Raw genomic sequence first — 26,162 nt, 5'->3', positions numbered from 1 at the left:
CCTGCCATTAGGCAGATGCATCTCGCTATGACAATTATTGAGACCGTATTTTTAAACGAGATTTAACACCTTTTAGTTAAATCTCGATCTTCGCACCGAGCACTTTCAGAAACTCTCGGATGAAAGCAGGGTGCGCGGGCCATGCAGGTGAGGTCACGAGGTTGCCATCGACATAGGCTCCATCGACAGGGATGTCCTGAAACTCCCCTCCTGCTAATGTCACCTCTGGCCCTACTGCTGGATAGGCAGTCAGCTTGCGTCCCGAGACCACTCCTGCGGCAGTGAGTATTTGTATCCCGTGACAGATGGCCGCCACGGGCTTGTCCGCTTCGAAAAACTCTTGGACGATCTCGATCACACGGTCGTTGAGTCGGAGGTACTCTGGTGCTCTGCCTCCCGCTATCACCAGTCCCTCATAGTCCGACGTACTGACTGCATCAAAATCATAGTTCAGCGCGAAGTTGTGTCCAGGCTTCTCAGTATAGGTCTGATCTCCTTCGAAATCATGGATGGCCGTCTTGACGATATCGCCTTTCTTCTTGTCTGGACACACGGTGTGCACCTCGTACCCGACCATTTCGAGCATTTGAAAGGGCACCATCGTTTCATAATCCTCTGTAAAATCTCCTGTTAGGAATAGTAACTTCTTCATGTCATTGGTTTTTTAGTGAATAAATATTTGTGCACCCGTCGACCCTTGATAGAGAGAACGGACGCTACATTTCCTTACGAATCAAAAGCAAGGGAAGATGAACTTTTGCCCTCCTATTCGAAGACAATGTCTAGCTTTTCCATCACGGCTGACGAGTCGGATTTCAAGTAGCCCATGACAGAGCCATCTCCATTGATTTCGATCAGTCCGTAGTTGAGTGCATAGACGATATCCCCCTGTCTGTGCCGGTTGGGTTCCTGACGCTCGTCACTCCAGCCATGCGTCAGCGAGCTAGAGGTGATGTCGTAGACCTTGCGTCCGTTGTAGTCCAGTTTGGACATCTCCCCGATGTGTCGGTCACCGGTGAGGAATATCGGCTTCTTCACCTCATACTTCACGAGCATTTCGAGCATCTTGGTTCTGTCCTGAGGAAAATTGGCCCACTTCTCGAAGATGTGCTCCTCGGGCAAGAACTGTATCCCCGAGGCAAACAAATGCACATCTGCAGTGGACTGAGCCAGTTCGTTTTCGAGCCACGCCCACTGTGCCTCACCGAGGATAGTTCCTTCGGGGTTGGGCACGATGGTGTCGTTGACCAAGGGCATCTCGTCTCTGAAGTAGCGCGTATCCAACAGCAGCACTTTTACCTGCATAGCCGAATCCCCTAGCGTATACGTCCCATAGACGCCTTCACGGGTTCTGCGTACGTCATCGACCGGCACATCCAAAAAGTCGAGCAATTCCTGCTGACTCCCTGCTTTGGCTTCATACTCCTTGCCTGCATTGTTTTTGCCAAAATCATGGTCGTCCCACGTCCCGATCACGGTCGTGGCAGCCCTCAGCGCCTGATAGCCAGGGTGCATCTTTTGTTTTTGGTACTTGGCGCGCATGGTGTCCATGTTGTCGGTATCGCCATAGATATTGTCACCGAGCCATATCCAGACATCGGGAGACTCTGCTAGGATATCATCCCATAAAGGCTGAGGTTTGTTTTGGTTGCTGCACGAGCCAAACGCGATTTTTATGCTTGTTTTAGGAGTGGCTTCTTCCGTCGAAACCTCCTGAGACTCGTGAGACGTAGGTGCCGTACAGGCCGCCATGATTCCCAAGAGAATCATCGATAGGTACTTTTTCATGTGTTGCGTTTTGTATCCCACAATGATACCATTCGAATAAAAAGTATATGTGAAGAAACCATGAAGCCTATGTTGGTATAGGAGTCAAACGTTAAAATATGAATCATAAAAAGCCTGCATTCGATGTTAACAATGAGCAAGAGGGATGAGCAACAAAGACCTAATGCAAGAAACCGTAAAGCCCAGACGCTACTGCCTCATTCGGACGCTCGCATTGATTTCAAGAAAGGGCGTAGCGCATCTTGATTGCCAAATCACTAGTTTTGCGGGCTAAAGAAACATACCATGGCCAAAGCGCAAAGTGAGACGGGGAACACACCTCCCAATGAAGACGGAGCTACTCCTAAATTAAGTCCTGAACAGATCGATCAGTGCATCGCTGCTTTGGAATCACTCAACAGCGACACCAGCCAGATCTTTGACATCCCCAAAGACAAACGCCTCTCTCTGCTCAAAGCCGCTGGCCTACTCTCCCGCCCCAGCAAAGAAGAACTCGCCCAACGCAAGAAGGATGCGAGGAAACGCATCAAAAAGAAAACCGCTGCGCAGGACAAACTGTCTCGCAATGCCACAGGCATACGCTCGGCACGTGAAGCATCCGTCTTCGTCGCACCGACCATGATCGCACTCACAGGGGCCGAAGCAGAAAAAGAAGTCCTCCTCGCTTCTCCTCGCCAGTGCTACGTCTGCAAGGAAGAGTACCACCGACTGCACCACTTCTACGACACAATGTGCAAGAACTGCGGAGATTTCAACTATGCCAAGCGTTTTCAGACGGCGGACATGACTGGGCAGGTCGCACTCGTGACTGGTTCACGCCTCAAAATCGGCTACCACATCACGCTGCTCATGCTCAGAGCAGGTGCTACGGTGATCGCCACGACGAGATTTCCCGTCGACTCGGCACTCCGCTATGCCAAAGAACCCGACTTTGAGCAATGGGGGCACCGCCTCAAAATACACGGCCTAGACCTGCGCCACATCCCTAGTGTCGAGATCTTCTGCAACTTCATCGAGCAACAGTACGACCGCCTGGATGTCCTCATCAACAATGCCGCTCAGACGGTGAGACGTCCCTCGGGCTTCTACAAACACCTCATGCCCAACGAAGGCCGCAGCACCACTGAGCTCCCTCCATTTGCTCAGGAGCTGCTGCATGATCACGATGCGTGCCTTGACGAACTGCGGCAGCTGAGTGCAGGCTTTGCCGAAGGGCAAGGCAAAAACCTACCTGTCACCTGGCACGGCAAACAACTCGGGATCGGACTCAGTGCCTCGGCACAACTGTCACAGATCCCCTACAGCATCGACAATTCACTGACTGCCGAAGAGGTATTCCCTGACGGGAAACTGGACGCAGACCTCCAGCAAGTCGATCTGCGCAAAACCAACAGCTGGCGACTCAAACTCGGCGAAATCCACACCAACGAAATGCTAGAAGTGCAGCTGGTCAACTCCGTCGCGCCTTTCGTGCTCTGCAACCGCCTTGTCAACCTGATGAAAAAAGACGACACAGGCATGAAGCACATCATCAACGTCTCGGCGATGGAGGGCAAGTTTCACCAGTTTCACAAAGAGGACCGTCACCCCCATACCAACATGGCCAAGGCTGCCCTCAACATGATGACGCTGACTTGCGCCTCGGACTTTGCCAAGTACGGCATCTATACCAACGCCGTGGATACAGGCTGGGTGACCGACGAGGACCCGGCCGAACTGGCACGCAAGAAAGAAGAGGAGCACGACTTCCAGCCGCCACTCGATATCGTGGACGGTGCTGCGCGGGTACTCGATCCACTATTCGATGGGATCAACACCGGCAAACACTGGTGCGGCAAGTTCCTCAAGGACTACAAACCGACCTCTTGGTAAAGAAACCCGTACAGAAAAGCGTATCGCTCCAAAACCAAGACACATACACCCAAAGAAAAACCAAACCAATACGACAACAGAATCATACCATCAACCCCCTAACTCGTGCTCCCAATCACCTACACACTCACCCAATCGACACAATGGATCGAAACACTCCATCGCCAGTTGCCCTCTACCTTGGCCGACAATACCCTCACGCTGCTCCCTGAGGTAGGCAGTGGTACGATCAGGGTATTTGAGATCCAGCCAGGCCTCTATGTCACCTACATCGATGTGCAGCTCAACCAACCCGTCCAGCTCCATCGCATCCCTGCCTCATCCAACGATCACTTCATCGTCAATTTTCATATCTCACAAACCACCATCCTCAAAGAAACCGAACACAACTCCTACCAACTCGGACTGAGCAACCAGAGTGTTTTGCTCTCTTCCGCCATGACACAGGCCAAACTGAGCCTCCCTACGCACCAGCCCATCCATGTATTCAACATTACGTTTTCGAAAGCGTGGTTTGAGACCAACCTCCAAGAAAACAACAGTACGCTGAGCCACCTGCTCTCCCAAGAGGTCGGGATCTACCTCTTCGAAAACCTCGACTATACCCTGAGTCAGACCATCGCAGGCTTCCGCGCCCAGCCGGAGCAATTCAGCAAGATCAATTTGTTTGCCCGCGTACTACAGATCCTCTCTCACTTCTTTGACAAAGTCGAAAACCGAGCCCATACACAGTCCAAATCCATAGCCCCCACAGACCTCAAAGCACTGATGGCCGTACGACACGCGCTAGAACAAAACTGGGACACCCCACAGTCCAACGAGACCCTGGCCTCCTCGGCAGGAATGAGTCTCTCCAAATTCAAAGGGCTATTCAAACAAGTCTTTGGCATCACACCCTACCAATACCACCTCCAGTACAAACTCGACAAAGCCAAAGAAATGCTCCTCCAACAACAACACAGCATCTCCGAAGTGGGGTACCTCATCGGCTACAGCAACCTGAGCCAGTTTTCGAAGGCCTTCAAAAAATACCACGGCCAGTTGCCACGGGAAATCCTCGGTGCCTAAACCCACCCCATCGCTGCGGTCATCGCATGATTGACCGATTGGGGCAGGGCTCTGGCTTTTGGGGATAGTATGATGCGACGGAGGGTGGTTTATTTGTGTACACAATCAAAAACCAAAACATGCAAGCAACAATCAAAAACCTCCTGACACCTACGTCATTGTTCCTCACTTTTGTATTCACACTGGCCATACCGCTGGTGAGCGTAGCACAACAAGGCTTTTATTTCGGGACGGGCTTCAACACCTACATGACCCACGAAGAAGTCCGAAGCAGTGATGGGCAGTATGACTTTTCGCACAGCACCCAATCCAAAAACGACGGTTTCCTCTCACAATCCCTCGGAGACTATGGAGTCGGCCTCTCCTTGGGCTTTCGAAAAAACATCAACGCTCCCAGTGGAAAAAACATCCTCACACTGGATGCCCAATACTACTACAACTACCAAAACGTCACCCTAGACAATGATTTTGATGCCTTCCGCATCAAGACCACAGCCCACTACAACCACGGCTATCGCCTCGCTCTGGGACACCACTTTGGGATGATCCACCCCTACCTCATCATCCAGGGCATCTACCAAAACATCTCCCCCTACAACAGCAGCATCGACAATGACGGCATCATCTACGACGTGGATGACGATGGCACCATCCTCGACACCACCCTCAAAACCAAAGGAGACAGTTTTAGCACCGAGGTGTTCAGCTTCATCGGTGGATTCGGGATCGAAGTACCCGTACACCCCAAGTGGACAGTCAATGTCGAATACATCCCCATGAAACACGTCGAGTACGGCCTCCGCTCGGTCAGCAACCCCGACAACTACTTCGCCAACGGCCTAGTCATCAACCAACTCCATGTAGGGTTTAGGTACTTCCTATACGACCCTTTCGGGAAATAACGCCCCCACCGACCGACCTGCCCCGCAGTTCGGTCGGTGGGTATTTTGGCAATGGCAGGCTCGAGTCAAGTCTCGCAGTGCACCCAAAAAGACTGCACGTACGACAGAGAGAGAATACCAAAAACGAGCGGACACCCTCCTCTATTGTAGGTCTTAGCGGAGATCAAGAGCAGAGGGATTCCCAAAAGTAAAACTGATGCGATGCGCCGCGGCTTTAGCATCTTTTTCAATCTCAAAAATGCACGTTTAGACGGATCTGAGGGCGATTTTTCAGACCACGTGTGATCGGAGCTTCAAACACACGTCTTTGAAAGCTCAACCACGTGTGATCGGAGCTTCAAACACACGTCTTTGGAGGCTCAACCACGTGTGGTTGGCGCGTCAAACACACGTGGTTCAAACCGCAAACACAGGTGGTCTAAAACGAGCTCTTTTTAGCAGGTCATATTTGAGCTGAAAATCCAAGAATTTGGACAAGGCAACAGGCTAATATTCGGTTGGTTATTTGGTGATTGAGAAAGAGAATATGGCGGGAGCGGTGGTGTGAGAAGCACGCCGTGAGCTTATCGCTCACGGACGTCTACTCGATTAGCGGTTTGTTATTTCTTTTACCAAGCAACTTCCCCTGTTTCAGGATTGGTTTCTTCACTAAAGAATTTACCCGTTGGACCGTCTTCACCTATGATTGCATACTTAACGATTCTTTTGGCAGCAGTTTCTACATCACCACCATTGCCAAAAGTAAAATCAGTTGCAGTTAACCCAGGACAAACAGCATTAACTTTGAAATTGGTATCACGAAGTTCATACGCTAAATGAATGGTATACATATTCAGTGCTGCTTTTGAGGCAGCATAGACTGCATATTTGGCATAATCGTAAGCTGGCCAGTTGGGATCACTTTGCAAGGTAAGAGAGCCTACACTCGTACTCAAGTTTACAATCCTTGGTTCGTCCGACTTTCTTAGTAAATCAACAAATGCATTTGTCACTCTTGCTGTCCCGATCACATTGGTATCAAATGCCGATCGATACTCATCAGGTTTGGCTTCAAGAGCCGTATAGGGACTGTTTCCTCCGTTGATGCCCGCATTGTTTATTAAGACATCCAAAACATCCGTCCTTTTCCCGATAGCTTCACGGCCTTTTTGCACTGAAGATTCATCCGTTATATCCATCTGGATCACTTCGACGTTGCTCAACCCTTCAGCTTTTAACTCTTCAATAGCATTTACTCCATTTTGTAGATTTCGGCTGCCCATGTAGACGTAAAACCCGTTTTGTAATAGTAGTCTTGCTGTTCCAAAACCTATTCCCTTGTTCGCTCCTGTAATAAGTGCTTTTTTCATTTTGTTTCCATTTTAAATTTCTGAAACAAAATTCGCTGGATGAAAAACAAACTGTTTTACCATATGGTAAAAAGCAATCAGCGGATGTTTTTTCTTATTCTACTTAAGGACTGTTGTGTAACGCCTAAGTAAGAAGCAATGTAAGTCAATGGAATACGATTAATAAGGGAAGGGTAGTTTTCCATAAATTCTAAATAGCGAGTAGTAGCATCTTGTGACACAACTGGACCTTTTCTGGATTTTTGGTACATACACAATTGTACCATTTTGTTTTTAATGTTGTCCCACCCTACAATAATCTGTGACAGATCTTCCCAGTGTTGCTTAGAAAAAACAATGAGCTTACAGTCGGTACATGCTTGCAAATATTCAGCGGAGATAGTGTTTGCTTCAAAATTGACATAATCTACTACCAGGCTATTCTCGCTAATAAAACATCGCGTGATTTCCTCTCCTTCTTTGTTGTAATAACAACCTCTTATTACACCCTCTACTACAAAACCAACTTGCCTTGGGATCTTACCTGCCTCTGAGAAATACTTGTCTTTTTGAAGATCAATTTCAATTGCACTTTGGGTTACAAGGTTTAATTGTTGTTGATTGAGGTTGCCAATTTGCAAGATGTATTTTATCAGTTCTTCCATAATAGCAAGTTGATAAAACTTGAATTTTAATGATTTAACATATGGTAAAAAGTATGGGGCGATACGTCCAACTAAAATAAATATGCGCCCCAGTTGCTAGAAGCACCGAAGTATCTTTTCTGCAATGACATATCAAATAGCACATTAATACCAACAACGGGCGGATGTGCAAAGCATGGCAGGAACAGGGAACTAGGGTCAGATTAATCTAAAACAAGAGATTGGGATTACTTCAAAAACCTAATCTGTAGGTTTAATTTAAACACCAAAGCATCTCCTTCTTTAGTAATTATTCCAAATCCATGCCGTGAACTACTTGCCGTTTCAAGCTTAGTATTATTTAGTAAGTAATCTTCAAATTCGTTACGATTATAAATATGATAACAAAGGACTTCACCGTCATCTTTTACAACTAAATATCCACCTGTAGCATCAAGTTTACCAGTCCAAACCTTTGACGGCATCATTCCGAGAGCAATGTCTGTTAAAAAACGTTTGATCTTATAATGATAAAATGGATGTTTATTTTCGAGATTAAATTTCAATGGGTTTCTAGAACTCAATTCGTCAGTTAAGTCTGACAACTTTGAAGTTGTAGAAGTAAAAAAATGAAATAATAATTCAGATATTATTTGAGGTAGTGCACTATCAATGAGTGTTAGATTGTTACTAAACGTAGAGTTTTCAGTGCTTGTAAATTTGAACTGTCCGCTCAACTTTTGAATTCTTTCTATACGATCTTTGATTTTACTTCGACTATCGATCGAATTGATTTCATTAATTGATTTTGTATCAATACTAGCACCAACGATTTGATAGTTGAAATTGGTGGTCTTTCCTGCATTTAGTAAGGTGGACGCACCTCCAAGTTGTGATTTGATGCTAAAACCTAGTTCAGGAGTCGTGCCAGTTCTCTGGTCATGAATTACTATTCTAATATCACTTTTAACCGATGATCTAGCCTTCAGTGATTTGCAATCAAAGGTATTGATAAATTCTTCAATTTCAGGAATCGCGAACGTAGAGGATTTACTATTTTGAATCTCCTTAAGAAGAGTTGAAGCTTTTTCTTGAAATAACTGTAAGGGAATTCTAAACTCCTTAGTATCACCAGTAACAACCACAAGATCATCCTCAATTCCAAAACAATAAGTACCATTTGATTCATCTCTGAGAACTTTTATAATTGGAAAGATAAGACTCTCAATCTTTTTAAGATCGCTGTCTCCTGCATAAAGTTGTTTGTCAGAAATGATCTTTAGAAGCGTGTAAATTTCACTCCATTCTCCTTTATTACCCGTTAACATGTAATGCTAATGTTTCGATTAACTTTTCCGCTGTTGCTTTGATAGCGGGAACAGCAACTGAGTTTCCAAATTGTTTATAAGCCGATGCATCAGCAACTGGAATGATAAAATTATCTGGAAACCCTTGAAGGCGAGCCCATTCTCTTGGTGTCATTTTTCTGATACCCTTTCTATTTACAGGACCCTTAATGTGTGTAACTGGCGTAAAATCTTTTAGTCTATCATCATAAACTAAGTTTCGCTCTCGTCCCATACCTCCACAAACAACTGCGTTGGCTATACCATCATCTGGAATTATTTCATACCCAAACCCATTACCTTTAGCTGCATGCCTCTCTTTATGTTTGATTAAGGTGTTCAAATAAGTGTCCGACAAATAGTATTTCACAGATACTACTTCTTCTTCCTTAATATCGCTAAAGCGCTTTTCTGTATCTGTAATTTCTGGGTATTGAAACTCATCTACGTTTTGATCATGTCTAAAACCAACAATATAGACTCTTTCTCTGTTCTGAGCAACACCAAAATTCTTAGCATTAACAACTTGAGGCTCTGGCACGAAATATCCAAGATCATTGCGTAAGACGTTAAGAATTGTTGTGAGTGTTTTTCCTTTATCGTGATTAAATAGCCCTTTTACGTTTTCAAGAAAAATTGCTCGTGGCTGTTTTCTTCTGATGATCTCAGCAACATCAAAAAACAGAGTGCCTCTAGTATCTTCGAAACCACCTCTTTTTCCAGCTATTGAGAATGCTTGGCATGGAAAACCAGCACAAAGGACATCAAAGTCGTCAGGGATGAATTTTTTAGTTTCTTCTTGTGTAATATCGCCAAAAGGGACTTCTCCAAAATTAGTCTTATAGGTTCTCTTCGCCTGTTCATCCCATTCGCTTGTAAAAACACATTTTCCACCAATACTTTGCATTGCGATTCTAAAACCTCCAATTCCTGCAAATAAATCAATGAATTTAAACCTAGGTTGTTCTGGCTCAGGAAATGGAACATTATTTTTGAAGTCAAAAAGCATATACTGTAATGCTTCTTCTGCGACTTGACTGGTAATATCTTCTTGTGGAAATTTATATTTCAAAGCACTCTTCACATGCTCTATTGCATCATTTTTATAGAATTGAGAAACTCCGTTTCGATTGTTGTGAAGATAATGAGTAAACGCAGCAAGACTATGTTCAGAAGGTTCGACTGTTCTGATTTTATAAGTTTGTCCATCGACCTCTTCGAGAGATATTTTTTCTTTAAGCTGCATGTTTTAATCTAGCTTCTTTTTTATTGTGCAAGTTACAAAATATAACGAAATGTAACTCCTCCCAGCTTAGGGAGACTTACTTACTGGTATCCTATACTTCAGAAAAACAACCCGCTGAGTAGCCGTCCAGTACAGGGGCTTTCGAAGCACCGGTGACGAAAGCTCAAAAGAGGGAAAACACATCCTACTCAAAGTCTGCGCAAACACTAAGCCCCCTCGGGTTTGGAGTCAGCATCCATTTGGCAGAGTCATATTCTTTTTCGTCCTTCCAGGGTGAGAGCTGCATTCCGCCGATCTTCCGATGTGGCAAATTGATCTTGCTATGAGTAGAGCGGTCATGTCCGCGGCAGATGCAGGTGTTCGTTCCACCGAAGCGGGCTAAATGCTCAGTTCGCACATGCATCTATACGCTATGTTATCATTTTATTTTTAGTTCAGTAGGGGTTTGTCCACTGTCCCAAACGGTAAGTATTTCGATAGAGAATTCTGTAACCTCGTAGAATAGAAGATAATCTCTTATGATTTTGATTCGAACCCCTTCAATATCAGTAGTTCGTCCAATGTAAGGGAATTTGGCAAGTTGCTTTGTAGCTTCCTTGAGCCAGAGGAGACCAGTTTACTTTGAGAGCCATTCATCAATTTCTCTGTCTGCAATCTCTGAAGAAACCCCTTGACCTGAAGACATTTGGGTTCTTGCCGTCTCGCGCTCATTTTTTTGTTCGGTTGTAGTCTGGTAGACAGTTTCTTCAATATCTACTTCGAGTAGCCTGTTTACCTCGTCTAGTATGTCCCGATCATTAATAGATTTGATTCGATCAATTAATCTTGTTTTGTATTTGGCTCCTACTGTTGCCATATTCAAAGATAAATGAAATATTTGACACAAAATTGATGATAACAACCACCCAAATCCCACTTCCCTAGTGGTCTTTACACAATTGTTACCCGGGCTGTATCCGTTTTATTAATACGCTAATAATGTAATTCTTCTCGATGGGCTACTGACACAACCCAAAGCTTGCCTTACCATTGGTTCCAAGTAAGCTTTAGTTGAGGTCTATGTTGCCTTACCATGGGCTCCTAGTAAGCTTTAGTTGAGGTGTGTGTTGCCTTACCTTATGCTCCTAGTAAGCTTACCTTTTTGGGTATGCTCCCATCACTACAATATACACCCCAAACCAAGCGGCCATCAGGGTATAAAACCAGAAATCAGCGAGTCGAAAAACCAAGTAATCTGGTTGCCTGACGATGAAACAATCGAATAGCTACCTCAAACGAATTGGACTTTTCAAGACATAAAAGATAGCACTTTGAAAAGATTCTCCTTCTTATCAAACATGAAAACCACCCTTCATAAGCCCTTGTCTCTGCACTCTTCTTTAGCATCATTTATTATCTAATAATATGCATTAAACAGCAACTGAGTGGGCTTTCAGGACATCTGTGTTTGACATGTCAAACACAGATGTCCTAATTTAGTGCTTTTTGATGCTTCATAGTTGGGTTGAAAAATTAAGACTGGACAGTGCGATTCTCATGCCTACGGGTTGCATGAGCGTACATCAAGGAATAAAAAAAGGGACTCAAATGAGTCCCTTTTTTTATTCCTTGATTTTGCAATTGGTTACTCGCCGTAGCTCACACCACCGACACGCTCGTCGATCATGAGTAGAGATTTAGGGTCTTCGCCTAACATCTCGAAGTAATCCAAGATTCGTCTGATTACGAACTCTTCCTCTACCTGTTCTTTGACGAACCACTGCATGAAATTCTCCGTAGCAAAGTCATTGTTCTTGCGACAGTCTGAGACGATCTGGTTGATAGACTCAGTCACGTTGATCTCATTCTCTAGTGCAGTTTCGAATACTTCCTTCAAAGAAGAAAATTCGCTCTGCGAACCCGCTACTGCAGGAGACACTGCGATTCCTCCCATATCACTGATATAGTGAAACAGTTTCATCATGTGCTCTCTCTCTTCGCTGCTTTGCTCATAGAAGAACTTAGCACTGTGATCATACGCATTCTGATCACACCAAGCCGCCATCGCTAGATACGCGGCAGATGCCTGCGCTTCTAGTTTTACTTGATTGTTTAGTTTTTTTATGATGCTATCCTGTACGGCTACTCTTTGTCTTAATAAATCTTTCATCGTTCTATCGTTTTAGTGCGACTTCTTTAACAAATGAAACTAAATAAATCCGTAATAGTTTCATTCAAAACATATTTAGAACTAGTCTAAGTTTCATTAAAGCTACGTTAGAGAGGGGTTTATGCCCCGACTAGTTCAGTTTGAAACGACCAATTCCCCTCTTCAACTCTGTCGCCATATTGTTGAGCTGTCTCGAAATGTTCATGTAATTAGCCATCCCGTTCGATAGTTCTGTGGCAGAGCTATTCACCTCCTCGGTACCCGCTGCAGTTTGCTCAGCCACCACGACCACCGACTCCACATCAGTGACGGCTCCTGACATACTCTGGACTTGTAGTTTCGAATCATCCAAGATCTGCTTAGATAAGTTGTATGAGGCCTGATAACTCTCCGTGATGACATTAAATACCTCTGCCGTCTTCTGTGATGAACTCACGCCACTCGTCACGCTGATATTCATCTCGTCGATCACCTTGGTCGCGTTCTCAGTATCTCGCTTCACATCACTGACTAGCTTTTCGATCTCCTGAGCGGACTTTCTCGATCCTTCAGCGAGTTTTCTAATCTCCTCTGCTACCACCGCAAACCCTCTACCCGACTCTCCAGCCTGAGCCGCCTCTATCGCAGCATTCAGTGCGAGCAAGTTCGTCTGAGAGGATATATCTGTGATGACTCCTAGTACTCTGGATATTTCGGTAGATCTGTCATTGAGAACCGCGATAGACTCCTTGGTGTTTTGGGAGTAGCCTGATATCTTTTCCATATCCGATACAACCGCCTGTACGATCTCTTTTCCTCGTTCACTATTTTCTGTTCCCTGTTTAGCAGACTCCATCACCTCCATGGTCCTTCCTTCCAAGCCACGTGCGGTATCCAGCGTGTGCTCCAATACCTGAGAAATATTCTCTATACTCGACAACTGGCGCTGCGCTCCACTACTCATTTGTGTTATTGCCCCTACGATTTCGTGTGTAGAGCCTTCCATTTCCTGACCAGAAAGTAGCATCATCTCTGATCTCTGCTCCAAAGAAGCGATATCCTTGGAGATCTGCACCAATAGATCAGACAAGTTATCCAAGGCTTGATTCAAGTGATCCGCAAGCATTTTCACATCTCCCTGTGATGCCACATCGTAGCGCTGCGTCAAGTCACCACTTGCCATAGACTGAGCTATGTCAGTTACCTTCAGGACTGGGACAGAGATAGATACCAACATCTGATTGATAGATTCCGCCATTTTCTTCCAGTTACCTGCTTTGCCTTCTATGCCCATTCGTGATTTCAAATCTCCATTGACGCCAACCGTATTAACCACTGAATTGGTTTCATCAATAAGCCCATGAATAGCATTCGAAAAATCATCTCCCAATGAGGCCAACATTTGGCTGGTTGACTGGTTTTCCTCTCTATCGTTCTGTTTTGTAGTGATATCTGCCGCAATTTTCTTTACATCCAGTGTCATTCTATCCATCTCTTCCAAGCGAGCACTCAACTCCATATTGGATTGTATATTATTGACTGTCTCTATTTTCAATCTATAGGAAGATATAGCACTCGCTACCAACCCCAATACCGCCAAGCCCATGTGGTACAAAAAAGTAGAAACTGCAACATCTGAGCTCTCATATAGATAGTTCATGTACTCAGGCTGCCCATCGAGATACAACCCAAAGATTAACACATGATGTACCGTTACGATCAGTCCAAATGGAATATAAATTCGCCAATCTCTAAAGTGAATCAATATGATTGGGAAAATAAAAAACCAAAAGTGCATCTCAAACAGCCCGTGTAGCTGTGCCACGAATTGAAGCATAAAAATAGCCATCACAGAAGCAGTGGTAGCTCTAAATAAAAAGGTCCCAGAAAAAAAGAACCGAACCATCAAGCATAACAGAAGGTTCAAACCACCAACACCTAACCCAAACAACCAGGTATCATACTGAAAGGCGATCCCTACACCAAACAAAAACAAACCAAACACAAGGTATAAAACCGTGTTTTCAGACTTTTGAATTACTTTTTCAAAAGCTACAGACATTTCAGAATTCATACTTTCTTTATTTAAATACTGTCAACTATCATCAGATCATAACTCACACCCGAAACCCGAAACAACTGGAACAAGAGGGGCTTGATAACCCTTTGACTTAAATTCTAGTGCCACAGCTGGAGCTGAATTTTTAATATTAGCGGGACCACAAAAAGTAAACCCACTGGTGTAATTACCATCAAAGTAGCGTGTCGAGTCTGTATCGAATAACACGGCACGAGGTGTCGAGTTCACTCCACAAAGCCTTGACAACTGTCCATCAGGATCCATGATTACTTTCATGGACGATGGTAATTGATACTTTTCTTTCAAATAATTACCGTTAGTCACCTGTTGGCCAGTCACCACCAAGTAGAAATCTATCTGCTCAGTGTATGATTGAAATACGCCTTTCAAATGCTCAATATTAACTTTAGAATACTTACAGGAGGGATTGTAAAAATGAATGAATATGGGTCTATCATTAATAGATATGCCATACTCCCTAATAACTGGGGATTTTTCCAAATAGTATGCAGGCATACTATTTTTATTTTGAATTAAATGACGGTATTCTTCTATCCAGAATAAATAGATGATCAATGACAATACACCAACCATGATTACTAGTACAATACCTTTTTTCATCAAATATCAAATATCTACCATGCACATACGACATTGAATTGCCTGTTGGATTTCATGATGCAAAGAAAAATACTAAACGATGAGGATAATAATATTAGTAGATAAAATATGACTTATTTTATAAATAAGATCGAAATGACAAAGAATAGCAGTGCTTAAACTAGGTTAGCTCTATTGATTCGCTGGTGGACGATGCTATTGAGCTCTAGCATGACGAGAGCACCCTGTACGAGATGTTTCACTTCGATCATTTCTTCGAGTGTCAAGACCAAGAAGCGGTCTTTGTTGCATAGTGGGATGATTTCTAAATCATTCTTAGTGACATCAGACATTAGCATCAGCTCAAGATTATAGGTATCTATTTTACTCTTGAAAGCGATAAAAGAACAGACATTCATCTTGTATTCCATACCTTTATAGGTCATGTAGAAGCAGTTTTCTTTGTCTGCCTGTACGATCTGTCCGTTCTCTGTCTGATGTATCAAATGCATGGTTCAGCAAAAGTAGTCTTTATTTAGACCTATTACAAATAAAAAAATACGATTTGTTGTATTACATCTATCACCAAACTCCAATAAATTAGCCGCATGTTATCAATTAAATCCTCCCTGTTTATTGTATTGCTGACGGTTACCATTGGGTATGCCCATGCACAAAAAGTCACTTACCTCGGTAACGAAGGTATCCTCGTCGAGTATCAAGGCAAAAAAGTTATCGTAGACGCATTGTTTGACGACCCTACGGGCAAGTTCCATACGCCTGATTATGACCTCATGGAAAAGATCGTCATGGGAAAAGCTCCGTATGACAAAATCAATGCAAATTTGATTACCCATGCACACGGAGATCATTTTGATGCGGTCAACAATGTCTCATTTTTGAGAGAAAACAAGTCCGCAAAAATGATCGCCACCCCACAAGCCGTGGACAGTATGAAACTCAAATCGCAGTTTTACGACGAAGTATCAGATCGTATCGCTACCTATCCATGGACCAAGGGCTGGAAAACAACTATGATTGACGACATAACGATCGCTAGTGCCTATACGCGTCACGCAGGCAGAGCATACGGGAAAGTCCAAAATCAAATATTTCTAATCACAATCGGGAATAAAAAAGTCCTCCATGTTGCCGATACTCAGATGGATGTCCGCTACTTTGATGACCTTCGTCTCGTGTATGAAGAGGTAGACTTGGCCATTGTCCCCTTCTGGTTTTTGACAAACCTATTTGGTACCGAGATTGTAGAAAAACACATCGGTGCTAAAAAAGTAGTCGGTATGCACCTCCCCATGGGACACGACGAAAAAACAGAGGACAAAGTGCATGAGGCCTTTCCTTCTGCGATCCTGTTCACCGATCCTGGACAAGAAATTACATTCTAACTTAATGGTTGGCTATCATACTATGATTAGTCTACTACAATAGGGAAATCCTGTCCTCTGGAGTAAGTCACCGGAAACTGTGGTTTTCCCTTGAACTGTATGGAATACTCTGGCACCTGATCATCTAGGTAGGATTTGAGCTCATAGATGGTAACCTTACCGTCATGTGGTGCACCATCAGCCTTGCCCTGCAATGCCTCCAGCAACACATAGGTAAACAGTCCGTGACCTAGCTCGGCAAACTCAGTCGCATATTGCTCGCTCCCAGATGCTGCGAGTATATGCACTCCGGTACTCCTAGACAGCTGGGCGAGTGCTTTTTCCTCCTCCGCTCCACGAGACGCCAGCAGCTGTGTAGAACTCCCCGACTGACAGGCATCCAATACTACCATCTGCTTTAGTGCTGCGATATTGGCCAGTTTCTGTTGGATTTCTCCAGCATAAATGGCGTGGGACTTCAGCTTTTTCTGATCATACAGACGAACATTTTCTGTAGGAATAAAATAGAAATCACCCTCTACCGTACTCCCATGCCCTGCATAATAAAATAACAGAACATCTTCTGGTTTGGCACGGTCAGCCACTTGATCCAGTAGACTGAGAATATTCTCTTTGGAAGCCTCCTCATCATAGAGTGGATAATATACGAGCTCATCATACAGCTCTTTTCCCTTTTTCTTGATCAAATCTTGAAAACCTTCTGCATCCTCCTTGGCATAGTTGAGGTTTAGAATCGGGTTTTTGTAGGTATTGATGCCAATCGTCACCACATGACACGTAATCTTCTCCGTCTCTCCTTCATAGTAAACCTCTTGCTCTACCACACTCGACTCTATCCTCTCCTCACTAAATGCAGAGACAGACAGAACGTTCTTACCGGAGACCAAGCGAACAGGAACATGCTTGTAAATCGTCTTTTTAGACTTTTCTTCCATACTCAACCCACGCTCCTTGCCCATGATGCGCTTGCCATTGTGTAGCACTCGAATTTCGTCCATTCCTCCACCTCCATTCGTTACCTTCACGACTACATCGATATCTCGATCAGTCATCTTCTCACCTGCTTTGGGAGACACCAGCTCCACTTTGGGAGGCGGCGAGTCTTGTAATTTCTTTTTTAGATCCGAATCATAATGAAATGAAGCACCCAGCCTTAAGGACTCTCCTAGAATATCTGGACGATAAAAATCTTCGAAGAACTGATCCAAAGTAAAACTCTCCAATCCTCTGACAAAAAAGATGTTTTGCTTTGCCCCCTCAGTCGCATCAAAATAGCCGTTTACCGATTTCGTCAACCAGTCGTTTGGTCCCAAAAACACGTGTGAAGCAATTTCGTTCCCACTTTCCACATCCCAATATCGTGTCGTGCCATCCAAACTACTACTGACAATCACACGATCATCATGAATAAATGCCACACCAGTAATCGCTCCCTTGTGGCCGATCAATTGCTTCAACTCCTTTCCAGATTTCAAATCCCACAGCCTAACTATGCGATCTGTACCTCCCGACAACAAGTACTGACCATGACTATCATAGCACACATCATATACTGCTCCCTCATGACCGATGTACTTTTGGGACTGAAAACCTGTCTTGAGCTCCCATCTTTTGATCCGACCATCTAAACTGGCCGTCAAAAACTCTTCCCCTTTGACCTCTATATCAGTCACTACATCCTGATGTCCTATGTAGTCCATCACGGGCGTACCTGTATCTATCTCTATGAGTTGAAGCTGCTGACCAAGCCCTCCTACCAACAGGTACTGGTCACGATACGCAAATGCCAAAGAGAATGGTGAACTATTCGAAAAACGATATTGGTTGATGCGCTCGCCAGTAGCCGTGTCCCATAAGATCGCTGACCCATCCCAGCTCCCCGATACCAGGTATCTACCATCGTCACTCAGTACCAGCGTAAAAATGAGATCTATATGCCCCTCAAAACTCCGCAACTCCTTGCCAGTCGTAACATCCCACAGTCGAATCACTCGGTCTCCACCTGCTGTATAGACATACTTGCTATCGGGAGTGAAAGCATAGTCAACGACCACTTTATCATGCCCTTTGAGTTCCAACTTGACACGACCGCCTTCGGTATCCCAAAGATATGCTTCATGGTTATTATGTCCCTTGATCATGGTTTTCCCATCAGGACTAATTTTTACACGATTCTGGATGGAAATAAATTTATTAACATTTGAGTGCCAGTAGGAGTTTCGGCTGAAAGCCAAACCACGATCATTCTCGGCATTGAGATAACCGCTCAGCGTAGCGATCTGACGACCAGAAGTCGCCTCCCATATTCGTGCTACACGGTCCTCTCCAAAGGACATGAGCCTAGTATCATCACTACTCAATACAATCCCTACTAATTTTTCACCACTCTCACCCAGTACCTTTTTCGTTCCCTTCTCCTTGTCCCAAGCCTCAATTTGGTGTTCGTCACATGCATACACGCTGTTAGAGCTCAAAGCAACAGACAGATAATCATTGTCAGACTCCCCATAGGTTTTGATGAGTCGCATTCCTTTCATATCCCACAGCGACAAGGCCCCAGACCGAGCAACTGAGACGAGCTCCTGATTCTGTTCATTCTGATCAAAATAGGTCAAACAACCTCCACAGCTACTTGCAGTAATATTGCGCAGCGTATCCAGCGGTGCTCCTGTCTCTAGCTCATACTTGATTAGTTTTCCGTCATCATTGCCCGTCAGTACGTGACCAGACAGCGGGTCAAAAGCGACCTGCACTCCATACTGTGTCTTGTCTACTTTATAAGGTGTGATTTGCTTCGGATCGTCTAGCTGGATCAACTGCACTACATACTGTCCCCCTCCAATGAGGATAGATTTCCCATCTGGCGAGAAAGCAATAGAGCTAATCCACTTCTGCCAATCAATCTCCTGTATATTTTCTCCAGTGATCATATCCCAGAGTATGACTCGACCATCATTGCCAGCTGTTGCGACGACTTGATCTGTCGGATGAAATGATACAGCGGTGACTCCTTTCGTATGCCCCGATAACGTACGCAACTGACGCCCTGTTTGACTATCCCAGATAATGGCTGTTTGGTCAGCACTGCCTGTCACCACCCACTGGTCATCTGGACTGAATGCCGCACAAAGTATGGTTCCTTCATGTCCTCGCTGAACCACAGTACGAAGTGCTAAGTCTTGTGCTCTTAGACTGCATACAATTGACACGAGTATAAATAATAAGACGAGTATTCTTGATTTCATAAGATCAATCGATCAGACCACAGAGTTGATACAGCAATCGAGCTCCTACATTGGCATTCCACTGTTGATCGAATTTTTGAGGAGCTACTTCACATAGATCAAATCCTATTATCTTCCGTCCACTATTCTTCAATGACTGGAGCAAATAAATGGCTTGTTCATAAGCTATTCCGCCTGGTACTGGCGTCCCTGTTCCTGGACATAGCTCAGGTCTCAGTCCATCTATATCAAAGCTGACATAGACATGATCAGGCAGTTGTGCTATCATAGCCTCACAGAGCGTCTTCCAGCTTTCCCCTTCATAAAGTTTATTTTTTATATCCTGATCAAAGAAAACAACTATCCGATCAGAACTCTCCTGCACTAGTTCATATTCCTCTTCACAGTAGTCCCGAATCCCTACCTGCACCAATTTGGATATTTGGGGATTTTTCAGTGCATTGTACATGATCGAAGCATGAGAGTGGATAAACCCTTCATAAGCATCCCGCAAATCCATGTGTGCATCGACCTGCAGTATCCCAAATTCATCGTACCGCTCTGCTAACGCATCCATGTATCCTAAAGGGCAACTATGATCCCCCCCCAATAAACCTATGGATTTCCCCTCAGACAGTAGTTCTAGAGTCTCTGATTTTATCTTTAGGCGAAGTGACTCTGTCGCCTTATTGACCTTTGCTAACAATTCTTCACCATCGAAAGACTCCGCTTCCCCTTCGAGAAAAGCAATGTAAGGTTCGATTTTCGACCGCAACATATCGCTCTTTGCTTTGACTTTTCCTTCGATCGGACGCATCCATATGCCACGCTTCCAAGGCGCTTCTTGGTTGGGCACTTCGAGATCTAGCTGAGCTGATGCTTCGAGAATAGACAATGGGCCATATGCTGTCCCACGATTGTATGATACTGTGACTTCCCAAGGCACAGGATAGACTACTACTTCTGCTGACGATTGATCAAATGGCAACCCAAACAAAGTGCCCTGTTTACCCGGGGCACTTGGGTCGTAACTCCCTAACTTTTCTGACATTTATTCTAATTCCTTTGCACTTGTGTATTCGATCAGCTCAACATTGCCTTTCGAGAATTCATCCCATCCCCCGTCATACTTTAAATGTACGATTCCAGCTGGTGAGACATTACCAATGATATCACCCGTGAGATATTCTGCCAAAAAACTGATGGCAGGATTGTGCGCAACCATCACTACGGTATTGAGGTGATTACCTAGTTCATTGATTGCCTTGAGCAAGATCCGCGTAGACGCTTCGTATAGATCATCTAATACCTGAATTTTACTAGGGTCAAAATCTATTTGCTCCACCAAAAAGCCACTTGTCTGCCGTGTTCTCAATGCGCTACTCGCTAAAATAGCATCTGGCGATTTTGCCTGTCCTTTCAGGAACCTTCCCACTTTGGATGCAACGATTTCTCCATCAGCCGTAAGCGGTCGATCGATATCCTTTATGTCAAAATTGTTGGCATCAGCCTCTGCATGTCTAATCAAAAATAGTTCCTTACTCATGTGAATCATCGATTTTTAGGTGGGGGGTAATTTATTCAGAAATCTATTTTTTGTATTTGCTTAAATCAATTTTTTTTATTGAACTTTGACGCTTTCACATTTAAACCTTTCATTTCGAATGAACCTAGTAATAGTAGAGTCACCTGCAAAGGCAAAAACAATCGAAGGATATTTGGGTAAGGATTACAAAGTAACTTCTAGCTATGGTCATGTTCGAGATTTACAAAAAGGCAACAATGCCATAGATGTAGAAAACGGTTTTGCGCCCACCTATGAAGTATCCAAAGACAAAAAAGACGTCATTCGGGATTTAAAGAAGCTGAGTAAGGAGGCTGACATAGTCTACCTAGCGAGTGATGATGACCGTGAGGGAGAAGCAATATCATGGCACTTGAAAGAGGCTCTGAAGCTCAAGGACGACAACACCAAACGAATTGTATTCCGAGAGATCACCAAGAATGCGATTACACAAGCGATAAATCATCCTCGCGGTATAGATATCGATCTCGTACACGCACAGCAAGCACGTAGAGTGCTGGACAGGCTGGTAGGTTTCGAGCTATCCCCTATCCTTTGGAAGAAAATCAAAACAGGTCTATCGGCAGGTCGCGTGCAGTCAGTCGCTGTTAGGTTAGTTGTCGACAGAGAACGTGAAATCGATAAATTCACCGCCGTTTCGTCCTATAAAATCAGTGCATTCTTCGACCTAGACCAAGGCAAAACATTAGTAGCAGAGCTGCCTAGCAAGTTCAAAACCGAAGCAGAAGCCAAACAATTTGTAGACGACTGTGTCGGAGCAGATTTCAAAATCGAAAACCTAGAAAAAAAACCAGGAAAGAAATCACCTGCTCCTCCCTTTACGACTTCTACACTACAGCAAGAAGCAAGTAGAAAACTAGGTTTTTCGGTCTCTAGAACCATGAGTGTAGCACAAAAACTATACGAAGGAGGTAAAATCTCCTACATGAGAACAGACTCCCTAAACCTATCAGATGAGGCGATGACAGCCGCCAAAGAGGAGATCAAATCGAGTTATGGCGATAGCTTTTCCAATCCTAGAAAATACAAAACCAAAAACTCTTCCGCACAGGAAGCTCACGAAGCTATCCGTCCTACTAGCTTCGCACTTCATAGTGCAGGGGCTGATGATAGCGAAAAGAGACTGTACGATCTGATTTGGAAGCGCGCAATCGCTTCCCAAATGTCAGATGCTCAGATAGAAAAAACCGTCGCTAGCATCACGGTTTCATCTAGACCAGAGTTATTAAAAGCCTCTGGAGAAGTGATTAAATTCGAAGGTTTCCTAAAAGTCTACGTCGAGTCAGACGATGATGACGAAACTACCGAGACTGAACAAAAAGGAATGCTACCTCCACTGACCGTTGGTCAAGACTTAGCACTACAGCAACTCATCGCCAAAGAAGGCTTTACACGTCACCCCGCTAGATATACAGAGGCTAGTTTGGTGAAAAAACTAGAAGAAATGGGCATTGGTAGACCGTCTACTTATGCGCCGACGATCTCTACTGTTCAAAAAAGAAACTATGTCATCAAAGAAGCTCGTGATGGACATGAAAGAAAATACAAGGAAATCATCCTAAAGAGTAACAAAGTCAAAACCACAGAAAACACGGAAATCACTGGTGCAGAGAAAAACAAACTTTTCCCTACCAACACTGCCATGGTGGTCAATGACTTCCTAGTAGAACATTTTCCAAACGTCATCGACTTCTCTTTTACTGCCAATGTAGAAAAGGAATTTGATGAGATCTCGAACGGAACCAAGACATGGAACAGTATGATCGCTGCATTCTATGGTGACTTCCATAGCAAAGTAGAAACAACCGAAAAAATAGAACGTTCGGAAATTGGCACTACCAGAGAGCTAGGAAATGACCCTAAAACTGGACTACCTATCTATGCTAGATTGGGTCGGTTTGGCGCTATGGTTCAGCTCGGCGACATGAGCGATGACGAGGATGCAGAAAAACCAAAATATGCCAGTCTACGAAAAGGTCAATTCTTGGAAAGTTTGACGTTAGAAGATGCGCTTGAACTATTTAAACTCCCTAGACAAGTCGGTGAGTTTGAAGATAAAGTGATGACTGCTGCAATTGGTCGGTTTGGACCATACATCAGGCATGATGGCAAGTTCGTTTCTATTCCTAAAGAAGTAGACCCCTTGCAAATCACTGCTGACGAGTCTATAGAACTCATCTTGGCCAAAAGAAAGGCAGACGCAGAAAAGCACATTAAGTCATTTGATGAAAACCCTGATGTACAAGTACTAAATGGACGATGGGGTCCCTACATCAAGTTTGGTAAGAAAAACGTCAAAATACCTAAGGATACCGATCCTCAGGCTTTGACTTATGAAGACTGTGTAGAACTCGAGAAAAAAGCTCCTGAAAAGAAACGTGGAACAGTAAAGAAGAAGAAATAACTTCTTCTTTACACCAATAAATCCATATCTCTAATCAATATCCTTCTTCTATCGAAGTTGATGATATTTTTCTCTTTGAGATGATTCAAAGTAGTCGTTACCGTCTGGCGAGAAGTACCCGTCAGGCTAGCGATATCTTTGTGAGTAAAATTATTTTTGATCAAGGTTTCAAAACCTACTTTCTGACCATTCTCCAGTGCCAAGTCTCTTAAGAAATCCACCACTCTGGTTCTTGAATCTTTAGAGGTGATGGATTCCAAACGTTTTTCTAACCCCTCTAATTTCTTCGCCAAGATATCAATCACCTTTTGGTTGAGTTGAGCATTTTGACGAGAAGCTTGAAGTACATCCTCGACCATAAATACTTTCACACGGGTGTCTGCGGTGACTACTTGAGCATACTCTGCTCTGACACGATCGCCTGACAATGCCTTTTCTCCAAATACATTTCCAGTATTTAATATCGCCTTGACTACTTCCTTACCAGAAGAATCCGTCTTTGCGATCTTCACACTTCCCTCCTCGATCAAGTATATCTTATCAGATACATGACCGTTCTCATAAACCAGCTCATCCTTTGAAAACTCCTTTGTGATGGATGCTACATTTGACAAAGCGTCTTCCGTTACCATTTCTGCTGTGTTTCTAAATCCTGTAAGCAAATCATTGCTGTTTCCTATGTTTTTCTCGATAATCATATTTTTTTCGGTTAAATGTCCTTAACAAAATTTCTTCTAGTCGAATCCCCCTTTTGTCCTACATTTGCCATCCTTACTAGCAAGTAAAACTTCCTTTGAACTCTATATTTGCCAAAGATTACTTCGCCATGATATACCTATATCTCAAAGCCACACACATTATTTTTGTAGTTACATGGTTTGCTGGACTATTTTATATGGTCAGACTCTTCATCTATTCGACAGAAGCGAATGCAAAAGCTGAGCCAGAAAAATCTATCCTTACCAAACAACTACTACTTATGCAGTCACGGCTATGGTATATCATCACTATGCCATCTGCTGTCATAACGCTTTTTCTGGGTGGATGGTTGGCTTATTTAATGAATTACTGGCAACAACCTTGGTTTCATGTTAAGCTCACGCTACTAGTCGGTCTCTATACATATCACATCATTTGTGGGCGATTACATAACCAAATGACCAAGGGCGTCTTTAAATACAGCTCTAAACAATACCGAATATGGAATGAAATAGCCACTTTATTTTTATTCTCGATCGTGTACGTGGTAATCTTAAAAAACTCATTGAACTGGATCTGGGGCGTAGTTGGGCTAATCGGTCTTAGTGTAATACTAATGCTCGGAATCAAATTATATAAAACCGTAAAAAAAGATGATTAACCTGTTGTCCTTCTCTCGATACAGCTTTTTGGCTGCTTGGCTTTTGTTTTTCTCATGTGAGACCAAAAAAAAAGAACTGCCTATCCTAGGTAGACCTACAATCACTACCCAAGTAATAGAGAACCAAACCGTAATAGATACCATTTCACACAAAATCGCAGACTTTTCACTACTCAATCAAGACAGTCTACAGATTACCAATTCATCCCTCGCTGGTAAAATTTATGTCGCGGACTTTTTCTTCACATCCTGCCCGACAATATGCCCTGTAATGAAGAAACAACTATTGCGTGTGTATGAGAGGTATCTAGAGGATGATAGAATTATGATCGTATCACATAGCATTGACCCTACTTATGACAATGTAAACGTCTTGTCTGACTACAGCGATGCGCTAGGCGTGATCAGTGACAAGTGGCATTTTCTAACAGGTGATCAAGACGAAATCTATCAACTAGGTGAAAAAAGCTATATGGTCACTGCAGGTGCAGACGAAGATGCTCCTGGTGGCTATATTCATAGCGGTGCATTCTTACTCGTCGATACCAATCGTCAAATCAGAGGAGTATATGATGGAACCATGAAAGAACAGGTAGACCAACTGATTATTGATATTGATATACTATTAGATGAAGAATTTGGTAAAAAATAGCTCATTTATCATCTGCCTTGGCCTATTCATACTATCCTGCAGTGAAAACAGAAAAGAAGAAATCAAGCTGCAGCAGTACACCTATCAGGGAAGTGAACTATACAAGGCCCACTGCACCAACTGCCATCAGGCCGACGGCAGTGGTCTAGGGAAACTTATCCCTCCTATTGACTCTACCTACCTAAGTACAAATCTAACGCAGGTAATCTGTGGGATCAAATATGGATTGACGGGTGCAATGACTATACAAAACATCCATTTCGATAAGGACATGCCTGGTAATACCAGACTAACCGCACTAGAAATTGCAGAGATTGTCACTTATATCGATCAAAAATGGGGAAAAAGAAGAGGCATAATCAGGCCTAAAGTAGTTTCGAAAGCCTTAAGAGACTGTCAATAGTCGTTTCATCTCTGAAAATCTATCATTGATCTTTTGTAATCCTTCATCGATCGATTCATCTATTTGGACTCTCCCTTGATCGAATTAATTTACCATTGAATGGCTCTCGGTTTAGTTTTAACCCAA

Annotated in this window: 23 protein-coding genes and 1 pseudogene; 8 read left to right on the top strand and 16 right to left on the bottom strand. The window is 43.7% G+C overall.

Features of this window, described 5'->3' with window-relative positions; all coding sequences use genetic code 11:
* Positions 1-76: 76 nt before the first annotated feature.
* Entirely contained in the window at positions 77-652 is a 576-nt protein-coding gene (locus tag BGP76_RS02255; RefSeq protein WP_073119673.1) for a DJ-1/PfpI family protein, read from the bottom strand.
* A gap of 113 nt (positions 653-765) precedes the next feature.
* Complete coding sequence (locus BGP76_RS02250; protein WP_119843448.1) at positions 766-1,788, bottom strand: alkaline phosphatase D family protein; 1,023 nt, start codon at positions 1,786-1,788, stop codon at positions 766-768.
* Between the two features lie 285 nt (positions 1,789-2,073).
* Here BGP76_RS02250 and BGP76_RS02245 point away from each other — a divergent pair, with 285 nt between their 5' ends.
* From BGP76_RS02245 to BGP76_RS02235, 3 genes are all read left to right on the top strand, one after another.
* Entirely contained in the window at positions 2,074-3,660 is a 1,587-nt protein-coding gene (locus tag BGP76_RS02245) for an SDR family NAD(P)-dependent oxidoreductase (RefSeq protein WP_119843447.1), read from the top strand.
* Positions 3,661-3,765: 105 nt separating this feature from the next.
* Positions 3,766-4,728 carry a helix-turn-helix transcriptional regulator gene (locus BGP76_RS02240; protein WP_119843446.1) on the top strand — a complete coding sequence of 321 codons (963 nt, stop codon included), beginning with the start codon at positions 3,766-3,768 and terminating at the stop codon, positions 4,726-4,728.
* Positions 4,729-4,847: 119 nt separating this feature from the next.
* Positions 4,848-5,630 carry a hypothetical protein gene (locus BGP76_RS02235; protein ID WP_119843445.1) on the top strand — a complete coding sequence of 261 codons (783 nt, stop codon included), beginning with the start codon at positions 4,848-4,850 and terminating at the stop codon, positions 5,628-5,630.
* A 608-nt stretch (positions 5,631-6,238) separates the two neighbouring features.
* Here the strand turns inward: BGP76_RS02235 and BGP76_RS02230 are convergent.
* From BGP76_RS02230 to BGP76_RS02185, 10 genes and pseudogenes are all read right to left on the bottom strand, one after another.
* The gene (locus tag BGP76_RS02230; RefSeq protein WP_119843444.1) at positions 6,239-6,979 is read right to left on the bottom strand and encodes an SDR family NAD(P)-dependent oxidoreductase; all 741 of its coding nucleotides are present in this window, start codon (positions 6,977-6,979) and stop codon (positions 6,239-6,241) included.
* 77 nt (positions 6,980-7,056) lie between these two features.
* On the bottom strand, positions 7,057-7,623 hold the full coding sequence (locus BGP76_RS02225; protein WP_119843443.1) for a Crp/Fnr family transcriptional regulator: 567 nt from the start codon (positions 7,621-7,623) through the stop codon (positions 7,057-7,059).
* Between the two features lie 227 nt (positions 7,624-7,850).
* On the bottom strand, positions 7,851-8,930 hold the full coding sequence (locus BGP76_RS02220; RefSeq protein WP_119843442.1) for an HpaII family restriction endonuclease: 1,080 nt from the start codon (positions 8,928-8,930) through the stop codon (positions 7,851-7,853).
* Positions 8,917-10,194 carry a DNA cytosine methyltransferase gene (locus BGP76_RS02215; protein ID WP_119843441.1) on the bottom strand — a complete coding sequence of 426 codons (1,278 nt, stop codon included), beginning with the start codon at positions 10,192-10,194 and terminating at the stop codon, positions 8,917-8,919. Before BGP76_RS02215 ends, BGP76_RS02220 begins: the two co-directional genes overlap by 14 nt.
* Before the next feature lie 418 nt (positions 10,195-10,612).
* Positions 10,613-10,786: pseudogene (locus BGP76_RS20590) on the bottom strand (type II toxin-antitoxin system RelE/ParE family toxin); the annotation flags it as partial.
* Positions 10,787-10,810: 24 nt separating this feature from the next.
* The gene (locus BGP76_RS02205) at positions 10,811-11,050 is read right to left on the bottom strand and encodes a hypothetical protein (protein ID WP_119843440.1); all 240 of its coding nucleotides are present in this window, start codon (positions 11,048-11,050) and stop codon (positions 10,811-10,813) included.
* 768 nt (positions 11,051-11,818) lie between these two features.
* Positions 11,819-12,343, bottom strand: a complete 525-nt coding sequence (locus BGP76_RS02200; RefSeq protein WP_073119689.1) for a ferritin — start codon at positions 12,341-12,343, stop codon at positions 11,819-11,821.
* A 130-nt stretch (positions 12,344-12,473) separates the two neighbouring features.
* Positions 12,474-14,396: a methyl-accepting chemotaxis protein gene (locus tag BGP76_RS02195; protein WP_119843439.1), complete on the bottom strand. Its 1,923-nt coding sequence runs from the start codon at positions 14,394-14,396 to the stop codon at positions 12,474-12,476.
* A 36-nt stretch (positions 14,397-14,432) separates the two neighbouring features.
* Complete coding sequence (locus BGP76_RS02190; RefSeq protein WP_119843438.1) at positions 14,433-15,023, bottom strand: hypothetical protein; 591 nt, start codon at positions 15,021-15,023, stop codon at positions 14,433-14,435.
* 155 nt (positions 15,024-15,178) lie between these two features.
* A complete protein-coding gene (locus BGP76_RS02185; protein WP_073119695.1) occupies positions 15,179-15,514 on the bottom strand; it encodes a hypothetical protein in 336 nt (111 codons plus the stop codon).
* A 96-nt stretch (positions 15,515-15,610) separates the two neighbouring features.
* Between BGP76_RS02185 and BGP76_RS02180 the strand changes: the two genes are divergently transcribed.
* A complete protein-coding gene (locus tag BGP76_RS02180; protein ID WP_084190336.1) occupies positions 15,611-16,408 on the top strand; it encodes an MBL fold metallo-hydrolase in 798 nt (265 codons plus the stop codon).
* A 26-nt stretch (positions 16,409-16,434) separates the two neighbouring features.
* Here BGP76_RS02180 and BGP76_RS02175 read toward each other — a convergent pair whose 3' ends face one another.
* Genes BGP76_RS02175 through BGP76_RS02165 form a run of 3 tightly spaced genes read right to left on the bottom strand, consistent with a single transcriptional unit; the run spans position 16,435 to position 21,178 of the window.
* The gene (locus BGP76_RS02175) at positions 16,435-19,653 is read right to left on the bottom strand and encodes a caspase family protein (protein WP_119843437.1); all 3,219 of its coding nucleotides are present in this window, start codon (positions 19,651-19,653) and stop codon (positions 16,435-16,437) included.
* Between the two features lie 4 nt (positions 19,654-19,657).
* Positions 19,658-20,683 (bottom strand): agmatinase family protein, encoded by a 1,026-nt coding sequence (locus BGP76_RS02170; RefSeq protein ID WP_119843436.1) that lies wholly within the window; start codon positions 20,681-20,683, stop codon positions 19,658-19,660.
* A complete protein-coding gene (locus tag BGP76_RS02165; RefSeq protein ID WP_158584005.1) occupies positions 20,684-21,178 on the bottom strand; it encodes a histidine phosphatase family protein in 495 nt (164 codons plus the stop codon). It lies immediately after the preceding gene.
* Between the two features lie 118 nt (positions 21,179-21,296).
* Here BGP76_RS02165 and topA point away from each other — a divergent pair, with 118 nt between their 5' ends.
* Complete coding sequence (gene topA / locus BGP76_RS02160; RefSeq protein WP_119843434.1) at positions 21,297-23,621, top strand: type I DNA topoisomerase; 2,325 nt, start codon at positions 21,297-21,299, stop codon at positions 23,619-23,621.
* Between the two features lie 8 nt (positions 23,622-23,629).
* On the opposite strand, the gene BGP76_RS02155 is transcribed toward topA, so the two are convergent.
* Positions 23,630-24,319 carry a Crp/Fnr family transcriptional regulator gene (locus tag BGP76_RS02155; protein ID WP_084190338.1) on the bottom strand — a complete coding sequence of 230 codons (690 nt, stop codon included), beginning with the start codon at positions 24,317-24,319 and terminating at the stop codon, positions 23,630-23,632.
* Between the two features lie 128 nt (positions 24,320-24,447).
* Between BGP76_RS02155 and BGP76_RS02150 the strand changes: the two genes are divergently transcribed.
* From BGP76_RS02150 to BGP76_RS02140, 3 genes are read left to right on the top strand one after another with little or no spacing between them, the layout of a single operon-like run.
* Positions 24,448-24,981 (top strand): CopD family protein, encoded by a 534-nt coding sequence (locus tag BGP76_RS02150; RefSeq protein WP_073119706.1) that lies wholly within the window; start codon positions 24,448-24,450, stop codon positions 24,979-24,981.
* Positions 24,974-25,633: an SCO family protein gene (locus BGP76_RS02145; RefSeq protein ID WP_119843433.1), complete on the top strand. Its 660-nt coding sequence runs from the start codon at positions 24,974-24,976 to the stop codon at positions 25,631-25,633. Before BGP76_RS02150 ends, BGP76_RS02145 begins: the two co-directional genes overlap by 8 nt.
* Positions 25,611-26,036, top strand: coding sequence for a cytochrome c (locus BGP76_RS02140; RefSeq protein WP_073119709.1), 426 nt, complete (start codon positions 25,611-25,613; stop codon positions 26,034-26,036). Before BGP76_RS02145 ends, BGP76_RS02140 begins: the two co-directional genes overlap by 23 nt.
* Positions 26,037-26,162 lie beyond the last annotated feature (126 nt).

Source organism: Reichenbachiella sp. MSK19-1, from assembly GCF_003590315.1.
Classification (GTDB): Bacteria; Bacteroidota; Bacteroidia; order Cytophagales; family Cyclobacteriaceae; genus Reichenbachiella; species Reichenbachiella agariperforans.
Note: the sequence above shows the minus strand (reverse complement) of the source record. Positions and strands in the feature narration are given on the sequence as shown.

Coding starts and splice junctions, on each gene's coding strand:
- BGP76_RS02255 (WP_073119673.1), bottom strand. CDS start 652: ATGAAGAAGTTACTATTCCTAACAGGAGATTTTACAGAGGATTATGAA.
- BGP76_RS02250 (WP_119843448.1), bottom strand. CDS start 1,788: ATGAAAAAGTACCTATCGATGATTCTCTTGGGAATCATGGCGGCCTGT.
- BGP76_RS02245 (WP_119843447.1), top strand. CDS start 2,074: ATGGCCAAAGCGCAAAGTGAGACGGGGAACACACCTCCCAATGAAGAC.
- BGP76_RS02235 (WP_119843445.1), top strand. CDS start 4,848: ATGCAAGCAACAATCAAAAACCTCCTGACACCTACGTCATTGTTCCTC.
- BGP76_RS02230 (WP_119843444.1), bottom strand. CDS start 6,979: ATGAAAAAAGCACTTATTACAGGAGCGAACAAGGGAATAGGTTTTGGA.
- BGP76_RS02225 (WP_119843443.1), bottom strand. CDS start 7,623: ATGGAAGAACTGATAAAATACATCTTGCAAATTGGCAACCTCAATCAA.
- BGP76_RS02220 (WP_119843442.1), bottom strand. CDS start 8,930: ATGTTAACGGGTAATAAAGGAGAATGGAGTGAAATTTACACGCTTCTA.
- BGP76_RS02215 (WP_119843441.1), bottom strand. CDS start 10,194: ATGCAGCTTAAAGAAAAAATATCTCTCGAAGAGGTCGATGGACAAACT.
- BGP76_RS02205 (WP_119843440.1), bottom strand. CDS start 11,050: ATGGCAACAGTAGGAGCCAAATACAAAACAAGATTAATTGATCGAATC.
- BGP76_RS02200 (WP_073119689.1), bottom strand. CDS start 12,343: ATGAAAGATTTATTAAGACAAAGAGTAGCCGTACAGGATAGCATCATA.
- BGP76_RS02195 (WP_119843439.1), bottom strand. CDS start 14,396: ATGAATTCTGAAATGTCTGTAGCTTTTGAAAAAGTAATTCAAAAGTCT.
- BGP76_RS02190 (WP_119843438.1), bottom strand. CDS start 15,023: ATGAAAAAAGGTATTGTACTAGTAATCATGGTTGGTGTATTGTCATTG.
- BGP76_RS02185 (WP_073119695.1), bottom strand. CDS start 15,514: ATGCATTTGATACATCAGACAGAGAACGGACAGATCGTACAGGCAGAC.
- BGP76_RS02180 (WP_084190336.1), top strand. CDS start 15,611: ATGTTATCAATTAAATCCTCCCTGTTTATTGTATTGCTGACGGTTACC.
- BGP76_RS02175 (WP_119843437.1), bottom strand. CDS start 19,653: ATGAAATCAAGAATACTCGTCTTATTATTTATACTCGTGTCAATTGTA.
- BGP76_RS02170 (WP_119843436.1), bottom strand. CDS start 20,683: ATGTCAGAAAAGTTAGGGAGTTACGACCCAAGTGCCCCGGGTAAACAG.
- BGP76_RS02165 (WP_158584005.1), bottom strand. CDS start 21,178: ATGAGTAAGGAACTATTTTTGATTAGACATGCAGAGGCTGATGCCAAC.
- topA (WP_119843434.1), top strand. CDS start 21,297: ATGAACCTAGTAATAGTAGAGTCACCTGCAAAGGCAAAAACAATCGAA.
- BGP76_RS02155 (WP_084190338.1), bottom strand. CDS start 24,319: ATGATTATCGAGAAAAACATAGGAAACAGCAATGATTTGCTTACAGGA.
- BGP76_RS02150 (WP_073119706.1), top strand. CDS start 24,448: ATGATATACCTATATCTCAAAGCCACACACATTATTTTTGTAGTTACA.
- BGP76_RS02145 (WP_119843433.1), top strand. CDS start 24,974: ATGATTAACCTGTTGTCCTTCTCTCGATACAGCTTTTTGGCTGCTTGG.
- BGP76_RS02140 (WP_073119709.1), top strand. CDS start 25,611: ATGAAGAATTTGGTAAAAAATAGCTCATTTATCATCTGCCTTGGCCTA.